The organism is Pedobacter africanus (assembly GCF_040548825.1).
Lineage (GTDB): Bacteria > Bacteroidota > Bacteroidia > Sphingobacteriales > Sphingobacteriaceae > Pedobacter > Pedobacter africanus_A.
Genome location: NZ_JBEPSL010000002.1, coordinates 1015399 through 1029605 on the forward strand (window position 1 = coordinate 1015399; position 14207 = coordinate 1029605).

Annotated in this window: 9 protein-coding genes and 3 tRNA genes; 6 read left to right on the top strand and 6 right to left on the bottom strand. The window is 43.9% G+C overall.

Features of this window, described 5'->3' with window-relative positions; all coding sequences use genetic code 11:
- The 3 genes from ABIE26_RS14365 to ABIE26_RS14375 form a co-directional block, all read right to left on the bottom strand.
- On the bottom strand, nucleotides 1–3429 hold the full coding sequence (locus ABIE26_RS14365) for a carboxypeptidase-like regulatory domain-containing protein (RefSeq protein WP_310141877.1): 3429 nt from the start codon (nucleotides 3427–3429) through the stop codon (nucleotides 1–3).
- A gap of 243 nt (nucleotides 3430–3672) precedes the next feature.
- Nucleotides 3673–4677 (bottom strand): FecR family protein, encoded by a 1005-nt coding sequence (locus ABIE26_RS14370; RefSeq protein ID WP_310141875.1) that lies wholly within the window; start codon nucleotides 4675–4677, stop codon nucleotides 3673–3675.
- 67 nt (nucleotides 4678–4744) lie between these two features.
- Nucleotides 4745–5341 (bottom strand): RNA polymerase sigma-70 factor, encoded by a 597-nt coding sequence (locus ABIE26_RS14375; RefSeq protein ID WP_310141873.1) that lies wholly within the window; start codon nucleotides 5339–5341, stop codon nucleotides 4745–4747.
- Nucleotides 5342–5561: 220 nt separating this feature from the next.
- Here ABIE26_RS14375 and ABIE26_RS14380 point away from each other — a divergent pair, with 220 nt between their 5' ends.
- From ABIE26_RS14380 to ABIE26_RS14390, 3 genes are all read left to right on the top strand, one after another.
- Nucleotides 5562–5999, top strand: a complete 438-nt coding sequence (locus tag ABIE26_RS14380) for an SRPBCC family protein (protein ID WP_310141871.1) — start codon at nucleotides 5562–5564, stop codon at nucleotides 5997–5999.
- A gap of 89 nt (nucleotides 6000–6088) precedes the next feature.
- A complete protein-coding gene (locus ABIE26_RS14385) occupies nucleotides 6089–8812 on the top strand; it encodes an amidohydrolase family protein (protein ID WP_310141870.1) in 2724 nt (907 codons plus the stop codon).
- A complete protein-coding gene (locus ABIE26_RS14390) occupies nucleotides 8805–10115 on the top strand; it encodes an amidohydrolase family protein (RefSeq protein ID WP_310141869.1) in 1311 nt (436 codons plus the stop codon). Before ABIE26_RS14385 ends, ABIE26_RS14390 begins: the two co-directional genes overlap by 8 nt.
- A 69-nt stretch (nucleotides 10116–10184) precedes the next feature.
- Here ABIE26_RS14390 and ABIE26_RS14395 read toward each other — a convergent pair.
- Together ABIE26_RS14395 and ABIE26_RS14400 are read right to left on the bottom strand one after the other, a co-directional pair.
- A tRNA-Asp gene (locus ABIE26_RS14395) sits at nucleotides 10185–10329 on the bottom strand.
- Nucleotides 10330–10405: 76 nt separating this feature from the next.
- Nucleotides 10406–10513 (bottom strand) — tRNA-Asp (locus tag ABIE26_RS14400).
- 155 nt (nucleotides 10514–10668) lie between these two features.
- Here ABIE26_RS14400 and ABIE26_RS14405 point away from each other — a divergent pair.
- Nucleotides 10669–11142, top strand: a complete 474-nt coding sequence (locus ABIE26_RS14405) for an Lrp/AsnC ligand binding domain-containing protein (RefSeq protein ID WP_310141868.1) — start codon at nucleotides 10669–10671, stop codon at nucleotides 11140–11142.
- A 3-nt stretch (nucleotides 11143–11145) separates the two neighbouring features.
- On the opposite strand, the gene ABIE26_RS14410 is transcribed toward ABIE26_RS14405, so the two are convergent.
- Nucleotides 11146–12171 (bottom strand): helix-turn-helix transcriptional regulator, encoded by a 1026-nt coding sequence (locus ABIE26_RS14410; protein WP_310141866.1) that lies wholly within the window; start codon nucleotides 12169–12171, stop codon nucleotides 11146–11148.
- 437 nt (nucleotides 12172–12608) lie between these two features.
- Here ABIE26_RS14410 and ABIE26_RS14415 point away from each other — a divergent pair.
- Nucleotides 12609–12673: transfer RNA gene (locus tag ABIE26_RS14415), tRNA-Ser, on the top strand.
- A gap of 434 nt (nucleotides 12674–13107) precedes the next feature.
- A complete protein-coding gene (locus ABIE26_RS14420) occupies nucleotides 13108–14202 on the top strand; it encodes a slipin family protein (protein WP_310141864.1) in 1095 nt (364 codons plus the stop codon).
- Nucleotides 14203–14207 lie beyond the last annotated feature (5 nt).

Consider the following 14207-nt stretch of genomic DNA (forward strand, 5'->3'; position numbering starts at 1 on the left):
TTAATACAAATTATAGGTGAACCCCATCATAAATTCCCCCCCGCGCTGATAACTGCGGTTCAGGTATTTATTGCCATACCATTTACCTCCTGTACCCGGATTGGCATATACGGTTTCAATAGCCGGGTTCAATATGTTTTTGGCGTAGCCCTTAAAAATTACACGCTTTGTGATGCGCTGGCTGAAAACAAAATCCAGCATGGGTACCGGACGGGTATACAGGTCGGGCTCACCGGTTAAATTAATCTGGATCAGCCGTTCACCAACCATATTAAATGTTCCTGTAAGGCTGGTACCCGATCTTTTATTGTCATAATTTATCCAGCCGTTAATAGAGAAGGGGGCCTGTTCAAACAAAGGACTGTTATCAGGCGTATGCCTGTCAAGCGATCTGTTGGCTTCCAGTCTTTCCGGTGATTTTTTGATATCGCTCTGTGCCAGCAACAAATTTGTTCCGGCAAAGAAATTACGGAGCGGCCCCCAAACCCTGCCCAGGTCTTTTACAATTTCAAATTCCACCCCCCAGACTTTACCGATATTCGGGTCATTTTCAAACCTTATGGTCGGATATTCGGGATAAGTAGCTGCCAAACCGCTGGTCTTTAAACTAAACACCTTGTACAACTGATTTTCAATTCTTTTACCAAACAGGGACACTGCTATCACCTCTCCGTTATTTGGAAACCACTCCCACCTGAAATCAAGGTTTTGGGTGTACTGGTTGATGAGGTTGGGGTTACCAACCACCAGTCCCATCTGGAAAGCATCAAACTCAAATACATTGGTGATCTCCCTTAGTTCTGGCCGTGCCAGCGTAGTGTTAAACCCAGCCCTGAAATTCATGTCTCCCTTCAGATTGTAAGTAGCGTTTAAGGAATAGTAGGGTTTATAGCCCGGCTTATAAACCGAATTAGGGCTCATTAAAGTAAGCGGAATATTGGTGCCCGGGGCAGTCAGGGCCGGATCCAGGAATACACCGGCAGTATCTACGGCCGACTGGATATTGGTAGATTCGAAACGGACCCCGCCGGTTAACCTTAGATCTTTAGTCACTTTTAAATCCAGCATAGCATAGGCCGCCTTGGTCTCAAAGAATCCGGTGTAATTATTTGGTGATTTCTGACTGTTGTACAGAAACCCTCCTACCGGGCTTGCGCCCTCGCCCATGCCCGGCGTTGGGGCGTGAATCCCTATGATCTCATTGCTTACCAGACGATCCAGGTTTCCGGAAACCGTGTACAAAGGCAAAGATTTGTTGGAAGAAAAATTAGATCCCGGCAGAAACAACACATTTTCTGTAAATACACGGTCGCGGTTCAGGTAGTTTACCCCTGTCTTCAGTTCCTGCTTTTGGCCGAATAACTTAAAAGGTACAGACAGGTCTGCCTTATAGTTGTAATTGGTCTCGTCGAGGTTCCTGTAACGACGGCCGTTAGGCTCGGCCTGAATAATTCCATAGGCCCCAAAGCCATTTACATAGCCAGAAGAAAGGGCGTATAGGTGTGAACTGAACACCTGATCTGGATTGGTGCTGCCGGTGCCAGTTGTGGGTTTGTCGTAATAACCTCCACCCCGTGGCGTATAATCGGCCAAAGTTACAAAACGGTAATCCGGATCATTCTGACCTGCTTTGGAAGAGGAAATGTTATAACTCAGCTTAGGTGAATACTCCGACTCCAGGAATTTGTGCTCGCCCTGAAGATTGAAGGTGTTTAGGCGACGATAGGACTGTTTTAAAGAATAAATGGTACTTTTTACCTCTCCCGGCAAGCCGGTATATTCATAGGCTCCGTACATATTGGTAGCCTGCGTTTCACCGCCCCAGCTGCCCAGGTACTGCATGCTGATTTCGTTGCGTGCATCAAAACGATAGGTAATGCCACCCAACACGCCATAATTCAAAGTTTCAGTACCTGTATTTTCCTTATAGGTCTGGTACCTGCCCATGTACAAATTGTTCGGGGTAATGTAATTGGGTATGTTTCTTGGGCTGCTAACCTGCGGGTTCCCCGTTACCACGCCCTGATAAATGCTATATTGCTGGATATCGCCCCCGGCAATATCTGTAGTGCGGCGATAGTAGTTTCCACCAGCAATTATGCCCAATTTATGTTTTTTAAACAAAGTATAGCTGTTGCCAAAAGTTGCCGAATACAACTGGTTTAAGGGAGCCTGCTTATACCTGGTGGTCAGCACCGGGTCAAAAGCCTGCATAATCCCGTTAATGCGGCCAACCTCTTGTTTTACTGCCGGGCTATATCCGCTGTTCGCAATCATGTTCTGGATCTGGTTTAAGCCTCCTTTATATTGGGTGGCCAGGTTTAAAAAATCGGGAGACAGGTTTTTATTATTGATCTTATCACCCAGGAAGCCCATATCACTATTGAAGAAGCTATTGTATTGCCCCCCAATCCCGATATTGGAATTAAAACCTGATTGAACAATTACGTTAATTACAGTACTGTCGGGTACAGACTTTGTTTTCAGTTCCACAATACCCGCCGCGGCATCTGCAGGTTTATCGGGCGTAACGGTTTTGTAAATGGTTACATTATCCAGGAGCGAGGCCGGCACCAGGTCAAAAGGGATTGCACTCCTATCCGGATCGGACGAGGCCAGGCGCACCCCGTTGAGTTGTCCGACTACACTTCTATCGCCCAGGCCCCGGATAGCTACATATTTATCATCGGTAATGGTTACCCCAGGCACCCTCTGCAAGGCCTGCGTGGTAGTGATGCTGGCCGTACGTTCTATCTGAACTGCAGAAATCGCATCCTGTACTATGGCGGCTTTTTTTCGCTCGTCGAGCACGGCTACCTCTGTATTTGTCCTTCTTCGTGCCTGGACCATCACCTCTCCCAGTTGCGTAGAACTGGGCTTTAAGGCAATATTCAGTTCTTTGGTATTGGCATCTACTTTAATTTCCCTGGTCTGATATCCGATATACGATACCACCAGAATTCCGCCGCCTTCAGGAACGCTGATGCGGAAACGGCCATTCATATCTGTTGATACTGCTGTTCCGGTAGCTTTTACCCTAATGCCAACACCAATCAGGGTTTCCCCATTGCCGGCATCTTTCACCGTTCCGTTAATGATGATGGGCACCGGCTTACTGTCAACCACCACATAGCCCTCAACCAGCTTAAATTGTAAACTGGTGTTTGCCAAGAGGTACTGGATAGCTGCTCTGACAGTAATGCTGGGCCTGATGAGCGTTACGGTTTTTTTAACGGTTTGCATCGACTGCTCTCTTAAAGAGAACCTGATGTTGCTTTGTTTGCTGATCACAGAGAGGCCCTCTGCAACGGAAACATTTTCCAGCCGCAGACTGATATGATGATCAAGATCCTGACTCTTCACATTACCAGCCAACAGCACACTAATGAAAGTAAGCTGGGCCGCAATGAGAACAAATGAGCATTTCATAATAAATCGGATTGAAGGATATTGTTTTAATCCTTTTTGCATATTTTTGAACATTACGGGTTAATTCGCTGCGAAGCGATGATCTGTTAAAATGTGCCGTACCCTTTACCGGATACGGATTGATTAAACCGAGAGGACGTCGAAATTCACGCGGTTTATGACATAGGCGTTCCCTGCCTTCGGTGGGGAACGTTTTTATTTGTAGATAGTCCTTACATACTTTTCCCTTTCTTTATTGTTTTATTAATTGATCTGAACCTGCTTTGCGCTGATCTGATAGCTAAAATGGCCTGTTGCTGCCAGTACTTTCATGATCTTGTTCAGCGGCATATCTGCCTGCAGGTTTACTGATATTTTTTCTTTCGGTTTATCCTGCCCCCTGAAACTGATCTTTACGTTATACCAGCGTTCCAGTTCTGCGGCAATCTCTCCAAGCGAACGGTTGTGAAAATACAGCTGTGCATTTTTCCAGGATTTGACTTCTTCAATAACCGTTGCTGATGTAATGGCGTGGTTTTCCTTATAGGTTACCATTTGTCCGGGCCTGAGCATGGCTAAGGGCTTAAGCCTGCCGTTCAGGTAATCATCTACCCGTACCTTGCCTGTAGCTACGGCCACCACCAATGGCCTGTTTTTAAAGGCATCTATTTTAAATGAAGTACCCAGTACCCTTGTCTGCACACTTCCTGTACGCACAATAAAGGGCTTAGCCGGATTTTTGGTCACCTGAAAAAAAGCTTCGCCCTCCAAAGCTATTTCCCTGGTAAGGCCACTAAATTTCCCTGGAAAAGAGAGCCTGCTTCCGGCACCAAGGTAAACTTCGGAACCATCCGGCAGTACCACCTTTGAGCGTTGCCCGTAAGGGTTTACCATTTCCTGCATGGCAACCTGGTTGGTTAAAGGTGTTTTTTTATACTGCATCAGCCCATAAGTGCCCAAACCCAGAATGAGTATGGCCCAGATTGCTGCGTACTGAAAATACCTTCTCCTGTTTATCGGAACTTCTATAGCCGCCTGCTCTTCAGATTCCAGCCTGTTATAAAAAAGTTGCAGTTTATCGTTTAGGCGTAATTGTTCGGTATCCTTTTCCTCTTCCAGCCCCATCCAGCTCTCTGCCAGCACCTCGTCAAAAAGTAACCTTACATCCGGTTGCTGCATGATTCGCCGGATTTCCAGTTGCTCTTCTACTGTACAGCTTCCGGAAATGTATTTTCTGATGAGAGATTTGTTCCTGTTTTCTGACTGCATTTTAATTGTCTTTCAATAAGGAAAACACAATTGTTAGGGCTTACCACCTATGCAATCGAAAAAAAAATTAAGACAGGAAGAAAAGGATAAAGGCAATGAGGGTAAAATCAACATGCTCTTTTAGCTGTTTTCGGAAAAAGTTCAGCGAGGCAACCATATAGTTTTCTACCGTGTTCACAGAAATGTCCATGTCCTTTGCAATCTCGGCATAGGTCATGTGCTGTTCTCGGCTCAGTTCATAAACCCTGCGACGCTGGGGGCTCAGCTGCTGTAAGTGCAGGCGGTAAATACTATCCAGTTCACGGACTTCCAGCTCATGGTCTGCCGCCTTTGCAAGGTGCTGGGCAGATTCATTTACCTGATCCATACTGATGGTTTGCAATGCCTTTTTCCGGTAATGGTTATAGATCGCATTTTTTACCGAGCGATAAAGATAGGCCTTCAGGTCTTCCTCTATAAGGATTTCACCTTTCCTCTTCCAGAGGCCAAGCATCACATCCATAACCAGTTCTTCGGCAACACAGACATCCTTTACATTTTTTAAGGTATAGCCATAAAGAGAATCGTAGTATCTTTTAAAAAGGACATTAAATGCAGAAGCATTGCCATTACGGTACTTTTCAATTAATAGCTTATCCGATAAATCCCTAATTGCTTTTGACATTGCTGCGATCAAAAAAACCTTCGGGACAAAAGTACCGTGCTAAATTCCTGGTTATATTAAGCCTGTATTAAATTATAAAGAACATTTCAGGAACCGGTAAAGGGATAAGGCTACTGGAGTTATGCCGTAAACAACCCCTTATATTGTCGCAAACACAACGCCTTAATTCAACAATAGCTCCAGATATTTGTTATATCATTAACCAATAAATTATAATGCTATGGAAAAGCTGGAATACAAAATCTCTATCAACGCACCGGCAGAAAAAGTATGGAAAACGCTTTGGGACGATAAAACCTATCGCCAATGGACAACCCCCTTTAGCGAAGGATCAAGTGCCGAAACAGATTGGAAAAAAGGCAGCCGGATTATATTTGGGGATTCAAGTGGTAATGGCATGATATCAAAGGTGGCCGATAACATTCCCAATAAATTCATGTCAATAGAGCACCTCGGCATGCTTAAAGATGGCGCCGAAGATTTCGACAGTGATGAGGTAAAATCATGGGCTGGAGCAATGGAAAACTATACTCTTGAAGAAAAAAACGGGAGTACTGAACTGTCTGTTTCAACAGATATTACCGAAGAATATAAAGAAATGTTTGCCCAGATGTGGCCTAAAGCTTTAGACAAGCTCAAAGCGTTGTCCGAAAATTAGTGGGCTACGCTTTAACGTAAAAAATAAGTGATAAGCGGATTTAATCAATTTTTTATAATAGATTTAGGTATTATCATCTAAATTCTTTTATGAAGAAAATCCTGCTTCTCTTTGCCGGGGTATTTGCTGGAACAAGCCTGTTTGCCCAGCAGACCTATCCGGTTAATGGCACCTATGATATCAGGCAAGGCCTTTATGCATTTACCAATGCCAATATTGTAGTTAGCGCCAACAAAACTATCAGCAAAGGAACCTTATTGATTAAAGGTCAGACTATACAGGCAGCCGGCAATAGCGTTGCTGTTCCGAAAGGTTACGTGGTTATTGACCTGAAGGGGAAATTCATATACCCCTCCCTGATCGATGCCTTTACCGCTTATGGACTCCCTGAACCTACGCGCGCCGGAACGGGCGGCCGCCAGTCTATCTTCACTTCTACAAAAAAAGGCCCATATGGCTGGAACGAAGCGATAAGGTCCGAAACCCAGGCCAGCACCTTGTTTTCGGCCGACAGCAGAAAAGCGGCAGAGCTGCGTAAGCTGGGCTTTGGCAGTGTAAACGTGATTAACCGCGACGGCATAGCACGCGGCACCTCTGTTGCGGTTACGCTGAGCGATGAAAAAGAAAACAGCAGCATACTCAATACCCGATCAGCCGCCAACTACTCTTTTAACAAAGGGACCTCCCAAAATGACTATCCTACATCCCTGATGGGCGCTATTGCCTTGCTGCGCCAGACCTATTACGATGCGCAATGGTATGGCAAACAAAAAGAAGAATACAACATTTCCCTGGAAGAGTTTAACAAACAACAAAATATTCCGCAAATTTTTGAAGCTGATGGATGGCAAAATATCCTTCGTGTAGATAAGATCGGCAAAGAGTTTGGCCGGCAGTTCATCATCAAATCCAATGGCGATGAATACCAGCGTGTAGCTGCAGTTAAAGCAACAGGTGCCAGCCTCATCATTCCAGTAAATTTTATCAAAGCCTATGATGTGGAAGATACGGTTGAAACCAGGGACATCAGCCTGGCCCAGATGAAAGCCTGGGAATTGGCACCTGGCAATGCCGGTGTACTGGAAAAGGCAGGGATCAGGTTTTCGCTTACCACCCATGGCCTGGAAAACACCAGCGATTTCTGGCCGGCGATGGAACAAGCCATCAATAAGGGCTTAACAAAAAAACAAGCCTTAATGGCACTTACCGAAATTCCGGCAGCCATGCTGGGCATAGCCGATAAAACCGGCACCCTGGAAACAGGAAAACTGGCCAATTTTATCATCACATCAGACAGCCTTTTTAAAAAGGAAAATGTGATTGAGGAAAACTGGGTGCAAGGCAAACGTTTTATGCTCATTAATAAAGATGCAGAAAAAGACACCTCCAAACTTGCGCTTAAAAAGAGCGAACCACTAAAAAATGAGCCTGCCGGGCCGCTGATCTACCCCTTCACCGCTTTTGGCAACACTGTTCCCTTAAAACAGGAAAGCGTTTTATTGAAAAATGCAACTGTATGGACCAATGAAAAGGAGGGTATCCTGCAAAATGCAGATGTGCTTATAGAAAACGGGAAGATCAGATCGGTAGGGAAAAACCTGAACCCGGGAAATGCAAAAGTAATTGATGCCACAGGCAAACACATCACCCCGGGCATGATAGATGAGCATTCGCACATTGTAATGACCGGCGGCATTAATGAAGGCGCCCAGTCTTCTTCAGCAGAAGTGCGCGTGGGCGACATCATCAACTCTGAAGACGTGAACATTTACCGGCAGCTTGCAGGCGGGGTAACTACCTCACAGATCCTGCATGGTTCGGCCAACCCGGTTGGGGGCCAATCGCAGCTCATTAAGCTACGCTGGGGAAAACTACCCGAAGAACTTAAGTTTGAAGGTGCCGATGGGTTCATCAAATTTGCGCTGGGCGAGAATGTAAAACAGAGCAATTTTGGCACAGGCGCACGTTTTCCGGTAACCAGAATGGGTGTAGAACAAACATTTGTAGACCAGTTTACCCGTGCCAAAGCCTACAAAGCCGAAATGGCGAAAAAGGGAAGTACCCTTAGGCGCGACCTGGAACTGGATGCCATAGCTGAAATTCTGGACAACAAACGTTTCATCACCTGCCACTCTTATGTGCAGTCGGAAATCAATATGCTGATGAAAGTAGCAGATAGCCTGGGCTTCAAAATAAATACCTTTACCCATATACTGGAGGGTTATAAGGTGGCCGACAAGATGAAGGCCCGCGGCATCAACGCCTCTACCTTTTCTGATTGGTGGGCCTATAAAATGGAGGTGGCAGAAGCCATCCCCTACAATGGCAAGATCATGCACAACATTGGCATCACCACAGCATTTAACTCTGATGATGCCGAAATGGCCCGACGCTTAAACCAGGAAGCCGGGAAAGCCATATTGTATGGCGGCGTTCCGGAAGAAGATGCGCTTAAATTTGTAACCTTAAATCCGGCTAAAATGTTACATATAGACAACAGGGTGGGCAGCCTTAAAGCGGGCAAAGATGCCGATGTGGTCGTCTGGTCGGCCCATCCCCTCTCCATCTATGCCAAAGCAGAAAAAACTTTTGTAGACGGCATTGCCTACTGGGATATGGAAAGAGATACACAGCTCAGGGCTGCACAAAAACTGGAAAGAGCCCGTTTGATTCAGAAAATGAAAGACAGCAAAGGCCGCGGGGCCAAAACCCAGAAGCCAAAACCAGAAACACGACGGGAATTCCATTGCGAAACCGTAGAAGATTACTCCCTTGAACTGAACGATCTGGAAAGGAGCCACAACCATGAATAAATACATTTTAAGTTTGCTGGGTACTGCCCTGGGGCTAAACTGCCTGGCACAGGCCAACATCTCTCCGGCACCTGCGCAGGATAAAAAAGTAATTGTAATGGGCGCTAAACTTCATACCGGTAATGGAAACGTGATAGAGAACAGCTATCTGATTTTTGAAAAAGGCAAAATTACCGGTGTGGGTGATGCTACCGTTGTACGCATAGACCCCAGCGGCTCAACACTGATCAATGCCAGCAACAAGCACATTTATCCGGGTTTTATAGCGCCGGTAACCAACCTGGGCCTGGTAGAGATCAGCTCTGTTAAAGCAACAATGGACTATAGTGAGATTGGAGAACTTAACCCGCACATTAGGGCGCTGGTAGCTTACAATACCGATTCGAAGGTACCTGCCACCATCAGGAGCAATGGTGTACTGATGGCGCAGATCACGCCGCAGGGAGGGACAATCTCCGGCAGTTCTTCAGTGGTACAACTGGATGCCTGGAACTGGGAAGATGCAGCCATCAGAACAGATGATGCCCTGCACCTGAACTGGCCCGTTACCCCCAAATTCAGGGGGCCAGGTGGCCGGATGGGTGCCCCTTCTGCAACCGAGCTGAGCAGCCGTACGCAAAATACCATCAATCAGCTGGACCAGCTTTTTGCAGAAGCAAAAGCTTATGCTGAAACAGAAAAGCCAGCCGTTGTAAATGCACGCCTGGCAGCAATGAGACACCTGTTTGATGGCACACAAAAATTGTTCATCACAGCAAATGCACAGAAAGACATCATTAGCGCGGTGAAATTTGCCAAAAAATACAACATTACACCGGTTTTGGTTGAAGGTGATGAAGCCTATCTCATTATCCCATTCTTAAAGGAAAACAACATCAGTGTAGTGGTCAAAGAACCGCACAATTTACCCATTATGAATGACGACGACGTAAATATGCCCTATAAGAATGCCGGGATACTGGCCAATGCGGGTATCAATGTAGCCATGAGCCTGCACAGTTACTGGCAGCTCAGGAACCTGCCTTTTATGGCCGGAACCGTAGCGGCCTGGGGCCTGGATAAAGAAAAGGCATTGCAAACCATCACTTTAAATACAGCTAAGGTTTTAGGCATTGATAAAACTGCTGGGAGCCTGGAAATTGGTAAAGATGCAACCTTCTTTATTTCGGATGGCGATGCATTGGACATGAAGACAAACAAAGTAGAAAAGGCTTTTATACAAGGTCGGGACATCAACCTGGATAACCTTCATAAGCAACTGGATAAGAAATTCAGCGACAAGTACAATGCTGGGAAACAATAGGCATAAAAAAAAACAGTGACCTCATCCAAGGTCACTCGTTTTTAACTAACTTATTATTCATAAAAAAACTGGCTGTTGGGGAAGGAGTCGAACCTTCAAGGGGTAGTTAGCTACAGTTCAAAAATTAATTTGTGGTCAACCCATAAACTGCGTTTATCCATTTATCCCCGCCACCGAGACAAGAAGGCGTGTCTGCCAATTTCACCACCCAACATTCTGTTAAAGTACTAAATTTTATTAAGAAAAAAGATTTTTGGTTTAGGTTGATTAAAAATCTTTTTTCTTAATAGCTGTAGGGGAAGGAGTCGAACCTTCAAGGAGTAGTTAGCCCTTACGGGTTTTCCATATTCTCCACCACCGAGACAAGGAGGTGCGTCTGCCAGTTTCACCACCCTACAGAGTATAAGCAAATGTTAAAGAACTATATTTTTTTGTTACTTGCTTGATACAAATGTAACAACAACCCCAATACGTTACAAATATTTTAATCATTTAATTTTATTTTTAGCATATTTATAATTATATTTGATTATCGTTAACAAATATCAAAATCATGCTTAAAAAAGAAAGCCAAAATTTAGAAATTGATAACCTGGATATCGACATTTTAAAGCAGCTGATGCACGACGCAACCAAACCCTATACAGAAATTGCGAAAGATCTGATCGTTTCGGGCGGTACGATACATGTTCGCATGAAAAAACTTCAGGAAATGGGCATCATCAGGGGCTCACATTTAATTATAGATCCGCAAAAGGCAGGCTACGATGTAACTGCCTTCCTGGGAATTTATCTGGAAAAGGGGATTCAATATAAAGATGCAGTAGAACAGCTCAGCAAGATTAAGGAAGTGGTAGAACTTCATTATACTACCGGAGCATACAGCATGTTTGCCAAAATTATCTGCAGGGATACCAGCCATCTGCGCCATGTACTGAACGAAGAAATACAGGCCGTTCCGGGCATACAGCGTACAGAGACTTTGATTTCTCTGGAAGAAAGCATCCGGAGGCAAATAGAGTTGTAAAAATTATAGCTTTTCTACTTCTTCGTATTGCTCGGCAGACTGCACGAGCCTTTTTTTGATCCTTGAAGCAAGAAGTCTTGGAGAAAGCACTTTCATACATTCACCGAAGCCAAGGATTTCACGTTCAAGTTCAAAATTTAGTACGACATCAATTCTAATAACCACCCCTTCCCCATCCTCACTTAAAAGCTGCTGACTATGGTGAAGGGGCTTTGTCAATACATAAGGTGCATTAAATTTGTTCACCTTTAAAACCACTTTCTGCGCCCTGTCTCTTTCTGATTTGGTTACGCCCAATAAATCATCGAAATAACGGTCGAAGTCTACACCGGTGTATTCCAAAAAAGGTTCTTTAGCAAGTTCGTGCAATGCCATAATCCTATCCAGTGCAAGTGTAAGCAATGTAGTTCCGGTTTTTGACCTGGCAATTAAGAACCACCTGTTCCTGTATTCTTTGAGCAGATATGGATAATAAATATTGTGCTGCGATTTTAAAGCTTTAAAGGATTTATATTCTATCATCAAAGGCACCTGGTTCAATATGGCCTGATACAGCGGGTTGATATATTCCAGGCCCCGGAGCTGCCGGTTATTTTCAAACTGAATATAGTTTTTTCGGGGATTTTCAGATTTATACAGATTGTTTTCCAGTCTGGCTATCATGTCGCTCATCTCGTCAAAGTAATTAAAACCATTGAATTGTTTCAATACATCCACAATCTCCTTCATCTTCTCCACGTCATTGGCATTGATCGGCACTTTGGTAATGCTATAAGCCTGATCACTATAGCTGTAGAATTTCCGGTCTGTTACCACTATTGGTGCATTATACCCCAGCTTGTCGCTGCGCATCAATTGAATATCTGCCTGTATTGTACGTTTACTTACCCCCGAAGTAATTCCTTCATATTCGTAAAGCATCTGGGCTACCCGCTCAATAATATCCTCCAGGGTCCATTTTCTGAACCTGTTTTTTAAGCATTCATCAATCGTTTTATAACGGATAAGGGCAAGTTTATTTACAGACATAAAGCAGTAAGGTTAAAAAATCAGTCTAAAAAGCAATATGTAAAACTATAAAATCACAACAACTACGCAATAGAATTGCGCAACAAATTGAAAAAACTATTTTAAAATAGAAAAATTAAAAAATATTCAACTGAAATACAATAATTTAAATATTATACGAAAGCTTTTTTTCATTACGCAAATCTGCTGCGCAACACCCCCTGCATCTTTGTAATGTCGGCAACGACAAGTGTTCTTTGAAGAAATAAACAGTACAAAAGTACTTTTAAGATATTCCCGCAAGGGGATGGCAGTTTGAAAGGATAAACATCCACAGTTGAGGGTTTCTGTATGGCCCCATAGTATTGAGCTGATCAGCAGCAATATTCTGATGTTTAGATTGGAAAGATTGTCCCACGTTTGTGTGTCGCGGGTTCGACTCCCGCTCCCGGATAAAACCGGGGTAACTCAGGTGGTTAGAGTAACAAACCAAGTGCAGGTTCGAATCCTGCTTTCCGACCCAAATAGGAAACGCAATTGGTAGCGCAGCAATGGACTTAAAATCCAAAGCAAAAAGAAGGGATACTTCAAATTTCCCATTCCAAAAGGTACCAGGAAAAACTTCCCGTCGATATCGCCTCTAAAAGCCGTATCGACAATTTGCAATATGCTATGCAGGAAATGGACAGCCTGATTGAGACTGCGAATACTTTTCCCATGAAACAGGCGAAAGCCACTGAATACATATTGTGTGTTAACGCTCAAATGCTCTCGAACGTTCTCAAACACAATAGTGCTCAAGGCCCGAATGTTCAGGATGAAGTTGCTGCAGTTGACTCAGGGAAAGAAATTTCTTCCGCATAATGCAAATGGGAGTTTTTCTGATTGCCTTAATAAGCGAACAAACAAAGTCCACGACGAGCGTGGCATAATTATAAACAAAAAAATCAAACAGAGATGAAAAGAGCAACAATTAACACCAATTCTGTTGGATTGGTTTACAAAAGAGGAGAATTAAAAAACGTATTAACTGCAGGAAACCATTGGCTGGGTTTTAATGAAACAATAGAAGTATACGACATGTCGAAAACCTTTATTGCTTCGGTGGAATTGGACGTTTTACTATTAAATAAAGATTTCGAAAACCTGGTAACAGTAATAGAAGTAAAAGATACTGAGATCGTATTGGTTTATCAAAACAGTAATTTTAAACAGGTATTAACTGCAGGAAAATACGCGTTCTGGAAAGGCTTAAATAAGTATTCCTTTTTAACTGCCGACCTGAATAAATATGAGATCACAGCGCACATCGACAAAAACACTTTGGAGAAATCTCAATTGCAGGCACACATCAGGGCGTTTAAAGTTGAAACTTATGAAACCGGACTAATGATTGTAGATGGCGTATTCGAAAGGGTGCTGGAGCCGGGAAGTTATATCTTCTGGAAAAACAGCACCGCAATCCAGGTATTGAAAACTGATTTGAGGCAGCTAACCATGGAAATTGTTGGACAGGAAATCCTGACGAAAGACAAAGCTCAACTGAGAATTAATTTCAGTGTACAATACAAAGTAACGGATGCAAAAAAGGCTTTATTGGAGAACAAAGAGTTTGACAAACAAATGTATGTAACCATCCAATTGAGCCTGAGAGAGTTTATTGGAAAAATGACCTTCGATGAACTGATGGAGAACAAAGAAAAAATCTCTGAAAGTATCATGACAATTGCAGCCGCAAAAGTGAGGTTACTGGGCGTTGAGCTGCTGAACTGCGGTGTGAAGGACATCGTATTACCAGGCGACATCAGGGACATTATGAACCAGGTGCTGGTAGCCGAAAAAAGGGCGCAGGCCAACCTGATCACCAGAAGGGAGGAGACTGCATCCACCAGAAGCTTGTTAAATACAGCAAAGCTGATGGAAGAAAACGCAATGCTCTACAAATTAAAAGAAATGGAGTATGTAGAGAAAATTGCAGAAAAGATCAACAACATCAGCTTGTCTGGCAGCGGACAAATTGTAGATCAGTTGAAACAAATTTTTGTAAAATAGACACA

Bases quoted from the DNA above. Each gene is read 5' to 3' on its own strand.
- ABIE26_RS14365 (WP_310141877.1), bottom strand. From the start codon at position 3,429: ATGAAATGCTCATTTGTTCTCATTGCGGCCCAGCTTACTTTCATTAGT.
- ABIE26_RS14370 (WP_310141875.1), bottom strand. From the start codon at position 4,677: ATGCAGTCAGAAAACAGGAACAAATCTCTCATCAGAAAATACATTTCC.
- ABIE26_RS14375 (WP_310141873.1), bottom strand. From the start codon at position 5,341: ATGTCAAAAGCAATTAGGGATTTATCGGATAAGCTATTAATTGAAAAG.
- ABIE26_RS14380 (WP_310141871.1), top strand. From the start codon at position 5,562: ATGGAAAAGCTGGAATACAAAATCTCTATCAACGCACCGGCAGAAAAA.
- ABIE26_RS14385 (WP_310141870.1), top strand. From the start codon at position 6,089: ATGAAGAAAATCCTGCTTCTCTTTGCCGGGGTATTTGCTGGAACAAGC.
- ABIE26_RS14390 (WP_310141869.1), top strand. From the start codon at position 8,805: ATGAATAAATACATTTTAAGTTTGCTGGGTACTGCCCTGGGGCTAAAC.
- ABIE26_RS14405 (WP_310141868.1), top strand. From the start codon at position 10,669: ATGCTTAAAAAAGAAAGCCAAAATTTAGAAATTGATAACCTGGATATC.
- ABIE26_RS14410 (WP_310141866.1), bottom strand. From the start codon at position 12,171: ATGTCTGTAAATAAACTTGCCCTTATCCGTTATAAAACGATTGATGAA.
- ABIE26_RS14420 (WP_310141864.1), top strand. From the start codon at position 13,108: ATGAAAAGAGCAACAATTAACACCAATTCTGTTGGATTGGTTTACAAA.